This window comes from Microbulbifer epialgicus (genome assembly GCF_041447265.1).
GTDB lineage: Bacteria > Pseudomonadota > Gammaproteobacteria > Pseudomonadales > Cellvibrionaceae > Microbulbifer > Microbulbifer epialgicus.
This window is the reverse complement of record NZ_JBGMEK010000020.1, coordinates 1-14584: the sequence shown is the minus strand read 5'-3', so window position 1 is coordinate 14584 and position 14584 is coordinate 1. Positions and strand designations below refer to the sequence as shown.

The following is a 14584-nucleotide window of genomic DNA, read 5'->3' as shown; positions in this document are numbered from 1 at the left end:
GATGACCTTAGGGCTGTTACCGCCGTCGATTAACTCCCTATCATTCCGCATCTGTGCACTCTCGGGTATGCTGTGTCGCGATTAAAAACAGAACACCCTGGGAGTAGATCCATGTTGCCCCGCTTACTTTGCACCAGCCTGATTGTCGGCGGCCTCGCCGTAGCCGGTGGGTGCTCTAAGACCGAGCCGTCTAAAGTCGAAGCTGAGAATGCAAGCGCGTCGGTAAAAGCAGCCGCCGTGATTGAAAAGAAAAGTGCCGCTGAGAAGGCGCCTGAATCCGGTGTGGATTACCACTCCTTTGCCAACAGCAATGACTACCAGGTACAGCACCTGGATCTGGACCTGACTGTAGACTTCTCCCGCAAGGTTCTCGAGGGCGAAGCCAAGCTGGACTTCAAGCGCCTCAACGACAAGAACCTGCCGATGGTGCTCGACACCCGCGAGCTGGAAGTGGTTTCTGTTTCAGTCAATGGTGCGCCGGTGAAGTTCTCCATGGGTGAGAAAGACAGCCATCTGGGCACCCCGCTGAATATTGAGCTGCCGGAAGATGCCAGCAGCATCACTATCCGCTACCGCACAGCGCCGGGCGCCTCTGGCGTACAGTGGCTTGAGCCCCAGCAAACCGCTGGTAAGAAGCATCCGTTCCTGTTCACCCAGGCCCAGGCGATCCACGCGCGCAGCTTTATTCCGCTACAGGATTCCCCGAAAGTTCGTATCACTTACAACGCCACCGTTCGCACCCCAAAAGAACTGCGCGCGGTCATGAGTGCCAACAACGACCCGCAGGCGGCCATAGATGGTGTCTACGAGTTTGAAATGCCCCAGCGCATTCCCTCTTACCTGATCGCCCTGGCGGTTGGCGACCTGCAATTCAAACCTATGGGCGAGCGCACCGGTGTCTACGCCGAACCCTCCATGTTGGAATCTGCAGCGGCGGAGTTCGCCGATACCGAATCCATGCTGGAAGTGACCGAGAAGGCCTACGGCCCCTACCACTGGGATCGTTACGACCTGCTGATCCTGCCGCCCAGCTTTCCCTTCGGCGGTATGGAAAACCCACGTCTGAGCTTTATCACCCCGACCGTAATTGCCGGTGACAAAAGCCTGGTGGCCCTGATCGCCCACGAGCTGGCCCACTCCTGGTCCGGTAACCTGGTGACCAATGCCAGCTGGCGTGACCTATGGCTGAACGAAGGCTTCACCACCTACCTGACCAACCGCATTATGCAGTTTGTCTATGGTGACGAGCGTTACCAGATGGAAATGGCCCTGGGTTATGACGATCTGCAAGCGGACCTCGCGGACAAAGAGCCCCGCGATGAGATTATGGCGATCGACCTGCGTGGCCGTGACCCCGATGAAGTCTTCTCCAATATTCCCTACGAGAAAGGTTCCCTGTTCCTGTATGAGCTGGAGCAGAAAGTGGGTCGCGAGGCGTTTGACCGCTTCCTGATGGAGTACTTCAACCACTTCTCCTTCCAGAGCATCACCACCGAGGACTTCGTCAAGTACCTCGACAAGACCCTGCTGGTTGAGCACGCCGATAAACTGGACCGCGAGCGTATTCACCAGTGGATCTTCGAGCCGGGTATTCCCGAAGGTGCACCACACCCGCAGTCCGATGCCTTCAGCAAGTTGGACCCGGTGCGTCAGCAGTGGCTGGACGGCAATTTGGCGGCGAAGGATATCGATACCAAAGGCTGGACCTTCCATCAGTGGAAGTATTTCCTCGATGGTATGCCGGAAAAGCTGACGGAAGCGCAATTGAAGGAACTGGACAGTGCCTTTGGCTTGACTCAATCCCGCAATAATGAAGTGGCCTTCAGCTGGCTGATGATCGCTGTGCGCAATGACTATGAGCCGGCCTTCGATCGCCTGGAGAACTTCCTCACCAGTATCGGCCGCAACAAGTTCCTGCGCCCGCTGTATCGCAATATGGTTGAGTCTGGGAAAAAGGATGTGGCTGCACGCATTTTTGAGCGTGCCAAGGCAGGGTATCACCCGCTGACGGTGAAAGTGAACAGTCTGGTTATCTACGGTAAAAAAGAGGGCTGACCTTCTTTTTACCGTCCCTGCGATTCCGGTACTCTGCCGGAATCGCGCTTTTTATATATCGCTTCAGTGCAATACTAGCTGAGAAATCTCTACGCTAAATTTCCTTTAAGATTCTATTTTTGGCTACTCGCGTGGTTGCCTGTCTCTTAACAAAACTTATCTTGTTTGGTGCGAGGCACGGGTGAAAATCACCGTGTAATCTCTTGTGTAGCAAAGCTGAACAAATTGGTACGAAAAGAAGATTCTTACGTCAATTTTCTGGCATAAAAATCATTAAACTGCTGTTCAAAGTGGAACCCTTTGCGTACCCTGCAGCTCGAATAAAAATCCATTTAGGCAAAGGGAGGTACCTATGTACAGACGGATTTTAATATTGGCTTTTTTCGCCTGTGTGGCTGCAGGTTGTGGCCATGAGCCCAGTGCTTGTTCGGATGACAGCAAGCCGCGCCCATTCCCTTTTCCCCACGCGATTATTTGATCCCTTTATTGGGGCGGCCTTAAGGCTGCCCCAGCTTGGCAATTTGCTGGTCATTAAGACCAAACAGGTAAAGTGCAGCATCCAGTCCGAATAAGGTGATAGCCTGCGGCGCCTCAAGGCGAACTTTTGGCTTCGGGTGAATCGCGATACCCAGAGCACCCAGGTTTAACATGGGGATATCATTGGCTCCATCTCCAACCGCGACCACTTGTTCCAGCGGCAGCCCCATATCCCTTGCTATTTCCTCCAGCAACAACCGCTTACGCATTCCGTCCACGATAGGTTCAATCACCTCACCAGTGAGTACGCCCTCGGCAAATTCCAGTTCATTGGCGTATATCAAGTCTACAGCGAGACGTTCCTTCTGCAGGAAATTGGCAAAGTAGGTAAAGCCACCGGACAGAATGACGGTCTTGCAGCCAAGCTCACGCAGGCAGTGCAATAGTTTTTGTGCCCCTTCTTTTAGGAGCAATTGTTGAGCGATTTCTGCCAAGCGCTGTTCAGAAAAACCTTTGAGTAGCGCCATACGTTTTTTGAAGCTATCTCGGAAGTCCAGCTCGCCGCGCATCGCGGCTGTGGTGATGGCCGCTACCTGATCGCCGATACCGGTAATCTTGGCCAGTTCGTCGATAACCTCGGCATCAATTAGGGTGGAATCCATATCAAAACCTGCCAGTGTCGGTACTCTCTGGCTGGCGCTGTCCTGTAAAACCAGGTCGGCTCCGATTTCCTCGGCCAGTTGCAGGCAAGCGAAACGTGCTGGGGAAAACTCCAACTCAGCATTAAGCTGGAGGCGAATTACCATGCACTCATGCCGGTGGGCGAGAGTGTCGATAGCGTTGATTTGCCATTGTTGTTCGGCACAAAACTCTAGTACGCGTTGTAGCTGTGTCAGGGTAGCGGCTGGGCTCAGAAGGGTTAGGCACCAGAGGGACTCTACGGCTGATGGTGTAGTGCTGGGTAAATTCAGCTCACAACTGGTGGTATCCGGGAAAGGGGCAGCACCCATGTATTCAAGCCCTAATCGCGCATAGTCGCCACTATAAGTAAGGTAACGCACAGAGCAATCTAGGGGTGACTGGGTAATTTGTGCCAGAGGCAGGTGAAATTCTTGTGCTCTAGTCTCGTTACCCATGGCGCAGCTCTCCAATTTTATTCTATAAGCGACGGATTATAGCGCTAGCTGTAATCTTCGCTAAAATCAGCGCCGCAACGCAAAGACCAGTTTATTAGCTGGAGATTAAAAGTTGTTGTGGAACTATTTTGACGCCGGATCAACAAACGGCACAGGAAATTACAGCGCGCATTAATGGGCCTGTAAGGCGATTAAAATAGCGCCGTGGCCACAGGCCGTCGCAAAGTAATAAGAAACAAGGCAAGGTATTTCAGCCGCTTTTTATGTCTGTATCGATAATTTCTCTGTTGCGCAAGTTGCCGGAACAGTTTGCACGTCTATCTAAACGTATTCGCCAGCGCCTGCTGGCCGTAGCGATCTGGGTGATCCTGGCCGTATTCTGCAGCGCTGCTCTCGGTCATTACTATGGGCAGCGGCATGCTGACGCAGTGGAGAAAGACCGGGCCTCGGCGCAAGCTGCTGCCAGTTTTCTCGCTGGGCAGAGCCTGGAGCGTATCGTTGCTGATGATCGAATCAGCATGCAGCTATTGGCCCGGCAGTTATTAGAGCTACCTGCCGTCACTGGCATCGCTATTGAAGATGTGGAATCCAATAGCCTGGCAGAAGTAGGTGATCTGAAAAATGGTGAGACCATCAGTGTGCCAGTTGTATTGCACGATAGTATCGCCGGCAATGTTACCGTGGCCCTGGCTCCCGGTACGGATGTTACTTTTCCTTGGGCCAGTCTGTTGCTGACCCTGGTCTTTGCATTGCCTTTCAGTGCAGTGGCGGCACTGATGGCAGGGGGCTTCTCCGCACCGCACAGTCTGCCTTCTGAAGAGTCTCACGCATCGGTGAATATTCCTGAAGAAAAAGGGGACTCCATAGGCCTTTACCTGCGCCCCCTGAATTGGGCTCAGTTGACCAACCAACTGAGCCGCAGCGCGCTCGAGGGAATACAGCGGGAGCTGGATGGGCGTATGCAGCTACTGCGCCGAATTTACGGCGCCCACCCTTTGAGTAGCGCTGGGCCGCAGGTTGGCCTGGGGTTTTCCGGCACCGATGCGGCCTTTCGCGCGGTCTGCTGTGGTCTATTGTTGCGGGAGATGCAGAGTGTCAGCCGAGCCACTGGTCTGAAGCTGGCCCTGGCTGTGGCACCTTGCGAGCCTGGCTCGCCGGACTTCTCCGCTGAACAGCTGCTAAATCAATCTCGTGGATTGTTCCTGCATCCGGAGCTGCTGGAGGAAACCTCCCTGGCTGGACGCATCGAGCACCATGGCGCTGGCTGGAACCTGGAGGTTACGGGGCTGACGCCCTCCTATCAAAAGTTGCTAAACAACCAGTTGCAACAACTATTGGGCGCCTGAATACCTACCGCTGGTCACAGCGGCGAGTAAATGACCCGTTTGCTCTCCGTAGTTATTTTTTGGTACATGCCTTACGTTTACGTTAACGTAAACTCTTGTTAGGCTTGGTTGCGTCTCGAGGAAGTACTTATGAAAGCCAAAGCCAGTATTGTAGAGCCCCATAGTTACAGTATTTCGGAGCTGGCCCGGGAATTTGATATCACCACCCGCGCCATCCGTTTCTATGAGGACAAGGGACTGCTCAAACCTGAGCGGCGCGGCCAGACCCGTGTCTATAGCCCTGAGGAGCGGGTACGGCTGAAGCTGATTTTGCGCGGTAAGCGCTTGGGTTTCTCCCTGGATGAGAGCCGCGAGATTATCGATATGTACGATCCCGCTCATGGCAATGTGGAGCAGTTGCAGCGCCTGCTGGAGCGCATTGCCCAGAAGCGTGCACTGTTGCAGCAGCAGCTGCGAGATATAGAAAGCCTGATGGGGGAGCTGGACGAAGCCGAGGTCCGTGCACAAGCGGCCCTGGTGAAGAGCCGCAGAGAGGACAACCCCTAAACCAAAATCCTGAAAATTTCGGCAAGTGTGCGATTGCCGGCGACCTCCAGAGGTTTTACGGGGGCGCCTGATGTAACGGGCAGTCGCAGCCAATTCAATTAAAAATCGCAAATTTAACGTGGAGTCACTATGAATACCTCCTACCCAACCCTGAATTTCGGTCTCGGTGAAGACATCGATATGCTCCGTGACATGGTCTACAAGTTCTGCCAGGCGGAGCTGGCCCCGCGCGCGGCGCAGATCGATGAAGACAACCTGTTCCCAGCGGACATGTGGAAAAAGTTTGGCGAGCTGGGTCTGCTGGGCATGACCGTGGAAGAGGAGTTCGGCGGTTCCAATATGGGTTACCTGGCACACGCTGTGGCCATGGAAGAGATTTCCCGCGCCTCCGCTTCTGTGGGCTTGTCCTACGGTGCCCACTCCAACCTGTGTGTAAACCAGATTCGCAAAAATGGCACCCGCGAGCAGAAGCTCAAGTACCTGCCCAAGCTGTGTTCCGGTGAACATGTAGGCGCACTGGCCATGAGTGAGCCCAACTCCGGTTCCGATGTGGTGAGCCTGCAGCTGCGCGCGGAGAAGCGCGGCGATCGCTTTATTTTGAACGGCAATAAAATGTGGATCACCAACGGCCCGGATGCTGATACCTATGTGATCTACGCGCGCACCGAGCCGGGTATCAGCTCCGGCGGTATTACCGCATTTATTGTTGAGCGCGGTTTTGCCGGTTTTTCCCAGGCACAGAAGCTCGACAAGCTGGGTATGCGCGGTTCCAACACCTGTGAGCTGGTGTTCGAAGACTGTGAAGTGCCGGAAGAAAATATCCTCGGTGAACTGAACGGCGGTGTACGCGTATTGATGAGCGGTCTCGACTACGAGCGCACCATTCTCTCCGGAGGCCCTGTCGGTATTATGCAGGCCTGCCTGGATGTGGTGGTTCCCTATATTCACGAGCGCAAGCAGTTCGGCAAGGCCATCGGCGAGTTCCAGCTGATGCAGGGCAAAATCGCCGATATGTACGCTGACCTGAATGCCAGCCGCTCTTACCTGTACGCTGTGGCCCGGGCTTGTGATCGCGGTGAGGACTCGCGCAAGGACGCCGCCGCTGTAATCCTGTTTACTGCGGAGCGCGCAACCCAGATGGCCCTGCAGGCTATCCAGACTTTGGGCGGCAATGGCTACATCAACGAGTACGCTACCGGTCGTCTGCTGCGCGATGCCAAGCTCTACGAAATCGGCGCGGGCACTTCTGAAGTGCGCCGTATGCTGATTGGTCGCGAGCTGTTTAAAGAGACCCGCTAAGGCTGGGCATTTCTTCTCGCCGCCGACGCCTGTCGGCGGCAGCTGTCTCCAGCCGGGCACTGCGGCAATAAGCTGCGCCCTGTGGAGGTCTTTTCTCCGGGAAAGTGAATCGGACTTTATGAATCAGTTGCAGAGCAAAATAAACACGCGCGATGCCGCCTTTGGCGAAAACCGCGAGCAGATGCAGGCGCTGGTGGCAGACCTGCGCGAGAAAGTGGAAGCCATCGCCCAGGGCGGCGGCGAGCGCGCAAGGGAAAAACACCTGGCGCGAGGAAAATTATTGCCGCGGGACCGTATCGATGCGCTGCTCGATCCGGGTAGCCCTTTTATGGAATTTTCCCAGCTGGCCGCTCACGAGGTTTATGGTGAAGATGTCCCGGCCGCGGGCATTATTACCGGCATCGGTACAGTCTCCGGTCAGCCCTGTGTGATAGTGGCCAACGATGCCACGGTAAAAGGTGGAACCTATTACCCCCTCACAGTAAAAAAACACCTGCGTGCGCAGACCATCGCCGAGCAGAACAACCTGCCGTGTATTTACCTGGTGGATTCCGGTGGCGCCAATCTGCCGCGCCAGGACGACGTTTTTCCTGACCGTGAGCACTTCGGTCGCATCTTCTTTAACCAAGCCAATCTCTCTGCACAGAATATTCCACAGATTGCGGTGGTTATGGGTAGCTGCACCGCCGGTGGAGCCTATGTGCCGGCCATGGCAGACGAATCCATTATGGTGAAAGAGCAGGCCACCATCTTCCTGGCGGGCCCGCCCTTAGTGAAAGCGGCCACCGGTGAAGAAGTTTCCGCCGAGGAACTCGGCGGTGCCGAGGTGCACTGTCGCACTTCCGGGGTTTCCGATCACTACGCCAATAACGATGTGCATGCGTTGCAGTTGGCGCGCCGCTCTGTAGCGCGCCTAAATCGCATCAAAAATCCCGGCCTGGATATCCAAAAGCCGGTGGAGCCGATTTATCCACCGGAAGATATTTACGGTGTGGTACCCAAGGATTCGCGCCAGCCGTTTGACGTGCGCGAGATTATCGCGCGGGTTGTGGATGGATCTGAGTTCGATGAATTTAAAGCGTTGTACGGCACCACCCTGGTAACCGGTTTTGCCCGTATCCAGGGCTACCCGGTGGGAATTGTTGCCAACAACGGCATTCTGTTTGCGGAGAGTGCGCAGAAGGGCGCGCACTTTATCGAGCTGTGTGCGCAGCGCAAGATTCCATTGGTTTTCCTGCAAAATATCACCGGCTTTATGGTGGGCAAACAGTACGAGGCGGGCGGCATCGCCAAGCACGGTGCCAAGATGGTGACCGCTGTAGCTACCGCCAAGGTACCCAAAATTACCATCCTCATCGGCGGCTCTTTCGGCGCCGGTAACTACGGTATGTGTGGCCGCGCCTACGATCCCAACTTCCTGTTTATGTGGCCCAATGCGCGCATTTCGGTTATGGGGGGTGAACAGGCTGCTGGCGTATTGGCCCAGGTGAAGCGCGACCAGATGGCGGCGCGAGGTGAATCCTGGAGCGAAGAGGAAGAGCGCCAGTTTAAACAGCCGATTGTGGATAACTACGAACATCAGGGGCACCCCTACTACGCCTCCGCGCGCTTGTGGGATGACGGCGTTATCGATCCGGCGGATACCCGCCGCGTGCTCGGCTTGTGCCTGGCGGCGGCCAGCCACAAGGAACCGGAAGAGACCAAGTTCGGCGTGTTCCGCATGTAAGGAACCGTGGTTGCGGCGCCAGCGAAATGTTCCGGTGCCGCTTTTGAGAGACGCCCCAATCGAGGAATTACAATGAGCGATAAATTGCTGTGCGAAGTGGATAGCGAGGGCGTGGCCACGGTCACCCTGAACCGGCCGAAAATCCACAACGCTTTTGATGATGAACTGATCCACGAGCTGGCCACCACCTTTGATACCCTGGGGCAAAACCCCGCTGTACGTGTGTTGGTACTGGCCTCCAATGGCAAGAGCTTTTCTGCCGGAGCCGACCTCAACTGGATGAAGCGCATGGCGACTTATTCAGAAGAGGAAAACCGTCGCGACGCAGCTGCTCTTGCTGCCATGCTGTACAAGCTCGACACTTTTCCTGCACCCACTATTGCGCGAGTACAGGGCGCCGCTTTTGGCGGGGCCGTGGGCCTGGTGAGCTGCTGCGATATGGCCGTGGCCTCTGAGCGCGCCAGCTTCTGTTTGTCCGAGGTCAAAATCGGGTTACTGCCCGCTACCATCAGCCCCTATGTCATTAATGCTATCGGCACCCGCCATGCGCGTCGTTACTTTGTCACAGCGGAGCGTTTCTCCGCTGAACGCGCAGAACAGATGGGCTTGGTATCCGAAGTCTGCGCCGAGGGCGACCTGGACCTGCATGTGCAGAAATTAGTGAATGCCATTGCCGACAACGGCCCCAAAGCGGTCGCAATGGCCAAGCAACTGGCCATGTCCATGTCCAACCGGGTTATCAACGATGAATTGCAGGGGCAGACCAGTGCGCTGATTGCCGCCGTGCGCGTATCGCCGGAAGGGCAGGAAGGGCTGAGTGCGTTTTTGGAAAAGCGCGCACCCAAGTGGATGAATGGTGGCGAAGGGTAATTTTTATGATTCGCAAACTGTTAATAGCTAATCGCGGCGAAATCGCCTGCCGCATTATCAAGACCGCCCGCCGCCTGGGGGTGGCCACCGTCGCCGTCTATTCCGATGCGGATGCCGATGCCCTGCATGTGCAGATGGCGAACGAAGCGGTACACCTGGGTCCGGCCCCGGCCAGGGATTCCTACCTGGATATCGACAAGGTATTGGGTGCTGCCAAGCAGACTGGTGCCGATGCCATCCATCCGGGTTATGGCTTCCTGTCGGAAAATGCCGAATTTTGCCGCGCCTGCGATAGCGCCGGCATTATTTTTGTCGGCCCGCCCACCGGCGCGATTGAGGCGATGGGCTCCAAGTCCGCCGCCAAGCGTATTATGGAAGAGGCCAATGTGCCCCTGGTGCCCGGTTACCACGGCACCAACCAAAATGAAGAGCTGCTGGAAGGCCACGCCAATCGCATCGGTTACCCGGTATTGCTGAAAGCCGCTGCCGGCGGTGGTGGTAAGGGCATGCGCCGTGTCGACAGTGCCGGTGAGTTCCACGAAGCACTGGGCGCTGCCAAGCGTGAGGCCATGAATGCCTTTGGCGACGACATCATGTTGCTGGAGCGCTATGTGGTGAGTCCCCGCCATGTGGAAATCCAGGTGTTCTGCGATCAGCAGGGAAACGGTGTCTACCTGTTTGAGCGGGATTGCTCGGTGCAGCGCCGCCACCAAAAAGTAGTGGAAGAGGCCCCCGCACCGGGCATGACTCCGGAGCTGCGCGCCCGCATGGGTGAAGCGGCCCTGCGCGCGGCCCACGCGATTGGTTACGTGGGTGCCGGTACGGTGGAATTCCTGCTGGATGCCAGCGGTGCCTTCTACTTTATGGAAATGAATACCCGCCTGCAGGTGGAGCACCCGGTTACGGAAATGATCACCGACCAGGACCTGGTGGCCTGGCAGCTGTCAGTTGCCGCTGGCGATACCCTGCCCATGAGCCAGGATGAGCTACAGATCAACGGCCACGCCATGGAAGTGCGTATCTACGCGGAAGACCCGGACAATGATTTCCTGCCGGCAACCGGCGTGTTGGTGCGTCACCAGCCCCCGGCGGAAGGCGAGGGCGTGCGGGTGGACACCGGTGTGCAGACCGGCGATGAAATCAGCGTGCATTACGACCCGATGATCGCCAAATTGATCTGCCAGGGCCGCACCCGCAAAGAAGCCCTGGCCAAACTGGATCGCGCACTGCGTGATTACCAGATTGCCGGTGTGCGCCACAATATCGAATTCCTGCGCCGAGTGATCAATCACCAAGCCTTTGCCAGCGGTTGTATTTCGACTCACTTTATCGAGGACTACGAGGCGGAAGTACTGCATCAGGAGCAGACACTGACGCCGCTGAAATGCGCCGCTATTGCCGGTTATTTACAGCAGCGTGAAGAACGCGATCTGCGCAATAGCGCACCGCAGCGGGATCCTTTCTCTCCCTGGCACAATGGCGATAACTGGCGCAATGCTCTGGCTGGCAGTCGCACCCAGACGGTGGACTACCGTGGCCAGCACGCACAAATTCGCTTTGTTGCGGAGGGCGATAGCCTGCGCTGGACTTGCGATGCCTTGCCTGAGGAACAAAACAGCGGTGACATTCGCCTGCTGCCGGGGCGCGACTTGATGCTGGTGGATGGCCGTCGCATGAGTTTCTCCGCCGTGGATACCCGCGATGGTGGCGCTGTATTTATCGATGGCACTCAGGTGGAATTTAAATTGCTGCCACCGGATATGGGCGAGAGCAATGACCAGGCACACGGCCTTGACGCCCCCATGAATGGCACCATTATTTCGCTGCTGGTTGAGCCTGGCTCTACGGTGGAAAAAGACCAGCCGCTACTGGTAATGGAAGCCATGAAAATGGAACACACCCTGCGGGCTCCAGCCGCTGGCACCGTGCAGCAGTTCTTCTGTGCCGAAGGTGAATTAGTGGATGGCGGTAGTCTGCTGGTGGATTTTGCCGGGGAGGAGCAATAATGACTTTGCCCAAACAGGTCAAAATCGTCGAAGTGGGGCCCCGCGATGGGCTGCAAAATGAAAAGCAGCCTATCTCTGTGGAGACCCGTATCGCTCTGGTGGACAAGCTCAGTGCCAGCGGGCTGTCGGTTATTGAAGCCGGCAGCTTTGTCAGCCCCAAGTGGGTACCGCAAATGGCCGCCAGCGAGGAAGTGCTGGCGGGTATCCAGCGCAAAGACGGTGTTATCTACAGCGCGCTCACGCCAAACTTAAAAGGCTATGAACGCGCAGTGGAAGCCAAAGCGGATGAGGTCGCCGTTTTCGGCGCGGCCTCAGAAGCCTTCACCCAGAAAAACATTAATTGCAGTATCGCTGAGAGTCTGGAGCGCTTCCGCCCACTGGTGGAAAAAGCCAGGCAAGACGGCATCCCCGTGCGCGGATACGTATCCTGCGTACTCGGTTGCCCCTATGAAGGCGATATTGATCCGGCCAAGGTTGCCGAAGTCAGCTCCGCGCTGTTGGAAATGGGCTGCTACGAAATTTCCCTCGGCGACACCATTGGTGTCGGCACCCCGGAAGCCGCCAAGCGTATGCTGGAACAGGTGATGGCCCGTGTACCTGTGGAAAAACTTGCTGTGCATTTCCACGATACCTTCGGCCAGGCGTTGGCCAATATCTACGCAGCCTTGCAAATGGGTGTCGCAGTAGTAGATTCCGCCGTAGCCGGCCTGGGCGGCTGCCCCTATGCCCGTGGTGCTTCCGGTAATGTTGCCAGTGAGGATGTGCTCTATATGCTCAATGGCATGGGTATTGAAACCGGCGTGGATATAAATTTGCTGGCAGAGGCTGGGAACTTTATTTCTGAACAGCTGGGGCGGGAGACAAATTCTCGTGTGGCTAAGGCATTGGTACCTTGTTGAGGCTTTACAAGAATCTCTCCTGGGCAATGGGCCCTGGAGAGGTTTTGCTTGGACGTTATTAGTTGGCTTCGAAGGGACGTTTTGTACTAGAACCCCAGCCGTAAATTAGAAGTTTCAAAAACACCATTTAGCATGACCTGAATTTTCTGATTTGTGTGTATTCTAGCTAATAGATGCGTGTTGATTAACTTTCATATCCAATTTCTTCTATGTTATCTTCAATAACATCACAGATTTTTCTGCATCAGATGTCTTAATAGGTTGCTTAAGCACTACTGTATTTTTCTGAGCGTCTTTTGCAATTTCAGTGCACATAGAATCGAGAAAAGAGAGAATGTACTTTGCCTCAATTTTAGACTCAATGGAGTCTTTTTGTAATATGTCTAAAACTTCTTTATTTGATAGTTTATTGGCGTAGTAAGACATCATGTCTTTAATTGATTGGTGAACGCTTTTCATGGGGCGATCCTCATAGTTCCAATTTTATCCATTCGATCTGCAATAAGTTTAAATTTGTTTATCGGGTCAGGGATGGTCATTTTCTTGGTAACAATTAAGCTGGCGTGCCCTGGACAATAATGTACGATTTTAAGTCCGTCCATTGGTAGTAATATCTCATCAATGGCATAAATATCACACTCGGTGTGAAATCTGGATTTTGACTTGATTAGTTTTTTGAATTTTTTCATGTTGGTGGCAAAGGATAGACCTACTTCATTGCTTGCCTCTATATATTCCATATCTTAAGAAACTTGAAGTCAAGCTCACGAACTGTCCCGTCTGTCAGTGTTGGATGCGAATGTGGGTCCACCACCCTGATAAGTCGCTGTTCAGCGCTTAAATGACCGTTCCAGAAAAACGTTGAGCTATAAAACTCCTAGACAGGTATTGGAGGAGTATGAGTTTGCCGCAGTGACCTAAACGGCGATGCACTTCAGAGTTGAATGCAGATATATGGCTTGATAGGGTACTGTTTTTTTATTTTCGAGATAAGAAGTTTAGGGTCATGAAATACTGAAATTATTAATAAAGTTTAGTGTGGTTGATACAGTTGTATTTTCTAGAGGGGCGTCGAAAGTGAAATTTTTATGCAGATAAAAATGCGATATTATGATGTAAGTTGCTAATTTTAGGCGTGAATTTGTTGGGTTAGGACTAGGGATTTAGAGGAATAAATGAATTAAGAGATGTCAAGATTTATGGGGTTGGATGAAGTATATAAGTACAAATGCAAACCCTAGATCTAGAATCAAGTCCTCTGGAAACTTTTAGCATGTTGCACATTATAAAGGTAACTTCTGATTTTTTATTATAGGTTGTTATACTCAGAGTGTAGCAGAGCATACAGATACTCATCGCTCCACGAGCCTTTAAAAAATATATTTTGATGAAAATGAGCCTCACGTCTAAAGCCTAGTTTCTCTAGTAATCGGTAAGAGGCAATATTCCGAGCGTCAGTTTTTGCTGTTATTCGATGTATATTAAGCTTTTCAAATAAGTAAGTCGTTAGGGCGGAAACTGCCTCAGATGCAACATTCTGTTTTTGATATTTGGGGGCAGTAGTAAACCCAATTTCCACTTGGCTTTTGTCAACAAAGTGAACTGCTAAGTCTCCCACTAATATGTTACTTTCCCGGATGCAGATAGCTAATTGATACCATTGACCTAAAATTGCAAATTTTGAATAATCAATTTTTTCGAATAGCGCTAATGAATCAGTATAACTAAAATCTGTCCAGCTTTGGTATTTTGCCACTTCTGGAAGTGATCGATATTTTGAAAAATATTCTAGGTCACACTTTTTGAAAGCTCTTATGATGAATCTATCAGTTTTTAGGGTCGGCGTTATCATGCGAAATCCCTTAAGGGTACCTCTAAAAATTCACTAATTTCCGGTAAAATAGCCTAAACGCTCACTAGTAAAGGTTATTGTCAAATGCAGCCGAGTTTTTTCGGTCTTGATGACCGCCATCGCAAGCTAAATGAACGTGATCCACTGGTTGCTCTTCGTAAGTTGATTGACTGGGAGGACTTCCGGAGTACTTTGAATAAAATCCCCACACTTCCAAGAAAGAGTAATGCTGGAAGAAGACCCTTTGATAAGGTACTGATGTTCAAGGCACTTGTATTACAGCATTTATATAACCTATCGGATGATGAGCTGGAATATCAGATACGCGATCGATTTTCATTTTGTCGATTTCTCAGCCTAAACCCGGAGGAC

13 protein-coding genes are annotated in these 14584 nt (G+C 53.3%); 9 read left to right on the top strand and 4 right to left on the bottom strand.

Annotated elements, in window-relative coordinates; all coding sequences use genetic code 11:
- Positions 1–111: 111 nt before the first annotated feature.
- Positions 112–2055: a M1 family metallopeptidase gene (locus ACCI49_RS10765; RefSeq protein WP_371838964.1), complete on the top strand. Its 1944-nt coding sequence runs from the start codon at positions 112–114 to the stop codon at positions 2053–2055.
- A 497-nt stretch (positions 2056–2552) separates the two neighbouring features.
- Here the strand turns inward: ACCI49_RS10765 and serB are convergent, their stop codons facing one another.
- Positions 2553–3668 (bottom strand): phosphoserine phosphatase SerB, encoded by a 1116-nt coding sequence (gene serB, locus ACCI49_RS10760; RefSeq protein ID WP_371838963.1) that lies wholly within the window; start codon positions 3666–3668, stop codon positions 2553–2555.
- A gap of 263 nt (positions 3669–3931) precedes the next feature.
- On the opposite strand from serB, the gene ACCI49_RS10755 reads away from it, so the two are divergent.
- The 7 genes from ACCI49_RS10755 (at position 3932) to ACCI49_RS10725 (ending at position 12360) form a co-directional block, all read left to right on the top strand.
- On the top strand, positions 3932–5014 hold the full coding sequence (locus ACCI49_RS10755; RefSeq protein WP_371838962.1) for a hypothetical protein: 1083 nt from the start codon (positions 3932–3934) through the stop codon (positions 5012–5014).
- 129 nt (positions 5015–5143) lie between these two features.
- Positions 5144–5560: a MerR family transcriptional regulator gene (locus ACCI49_RS10750; RefSeq protein WP_020411590.1), complete on the top strand. Its 417-nt coding sequence runs from the start codon at positions 5144–5146 to the stop codon at positions 5558–5560.
- A 129-nt stretch (positions 5561–5689) separates the two neighbouring features.
- Complete coding sequence (locus ACCI49_RS10745; RefSeq protein WP_108731530.1) at positions 5690–6859, top strand: isovaleryl-CoA dehydrogenase; 1170 nt, start codon at positions 5690–5692, stop codon at positions 6857–6859.
- Between the two features lie 118 nt (positions 6860–6977).
- Positions 6978–8585 carry a carboxyl transferase domain-containing protein gene (locus ACCI49_RS10740; RefSeq protein ID WP_371838961.1) on the top strand — a complete coding sequence of 536 codons (1608 nt, stop codon included), beginning with the start codon at positions 6978–6980 and terminating at the stop codon, positions 8583–8585.
- 72 nt (positions 8586–8657) lie between these two features.
- A complete protein-coding gene (locus tag ACCI49_RS10735) occupies positions 8658–9455 on the top strand; it encodes an enoyl-CoA hydratase/isomerase family protein (protein ID WP_371838960.1) in 798 nt (265 codons plus the stop codon).
- A 5-nt stretch (positions 9456–9460) separates the two neighbouring features.
- Positions 9461–11461 carry an acetyl/propionyl/methylcrotonyl-CoA carboxylase subunit alpha gene (locus ACCI49_RS10730; RefSeq protein WP_371838959.1) on the top strand — a complete coding sequence of 667 codons (2001 nt, stop codon included), beginning with the start codon at positions 9461–9463 and terminating at the stop codon, positions 11459–11461.
- Positions 11461–12360, top strand: a complete 900-nt coding sequence (locus ACCI49_RS10725) for a hydroxymethylglutaryl-CoA lyase (RefSeq protein WP_371838958.1) — start codon at positions 11461–11463, stop codon at positions 12358–12360. The genes ACCI49_RS10730 and ACCI49_RS10725 overlap by 1 nt, the downstream gene beginning before the upstream one ends.
- Before the next feature lie 207 nt (positions 12361–12567).
- On the opposite strand, the gene ACCI49_RS10720 is transcribed toward ACCI49_RS10725, so the two are convergent.
- The 3 genes from ACCI49_RS10720 to ACCI49_RS10710 all read right to left on the bottom strand — a co-directional run bounded on the left by ACCI49_RS10720 (position 12568) and on the right by ACCI49_RS10710 (position 14212).
- Positions 12568–12819: a hypothetical protein gene (locus ACCI49_RS10720; protein WP_371838957.1), complete on the bottom strand. Its 252-nt coding sequence runs from the start codon at positions 12817–12819 to the stop codon at positions 12568–12570.
- Positions 12816–13100, bottom strand: coding sequence for a hypothetical protein (locus ACCI49_RS10715; RefSeq protein ID WP_371838956.1), 285 nt, complete (start codon positions 13098–13100; stop codon positions 12816–12818). Before ACCI49_RS10715 ends, ACCI49_RS10720 begins: the two co-directional genes overlap by 4 nt.
- A gap of 569 nt (positions 13101–13669) precedes the next feature.
- Complete coding sequence (locus ACCI49_RS10710; protein ID WP_371838955.1) at positions 13670–14212, bottom strand: GNAT family N-acetyltransferase; 543 nt, start codon at positions 14210–14212, stop codon at positions 13670–13672.
- An 84-nt stretch (positions 14213–14296) separates the two neighbouring features.
- On the opposite strand from ACCI49_RS10710, the gene ACCI49_RS10705 reads away from it, so the two are divergent.
- Positions 14297–14584: transposase (locus tag ACCI49_RS10705; RefSeq protein ID WP_371838736.1), on the top strand; the 288-nt coding region annotated here is incomplete at its 3' end.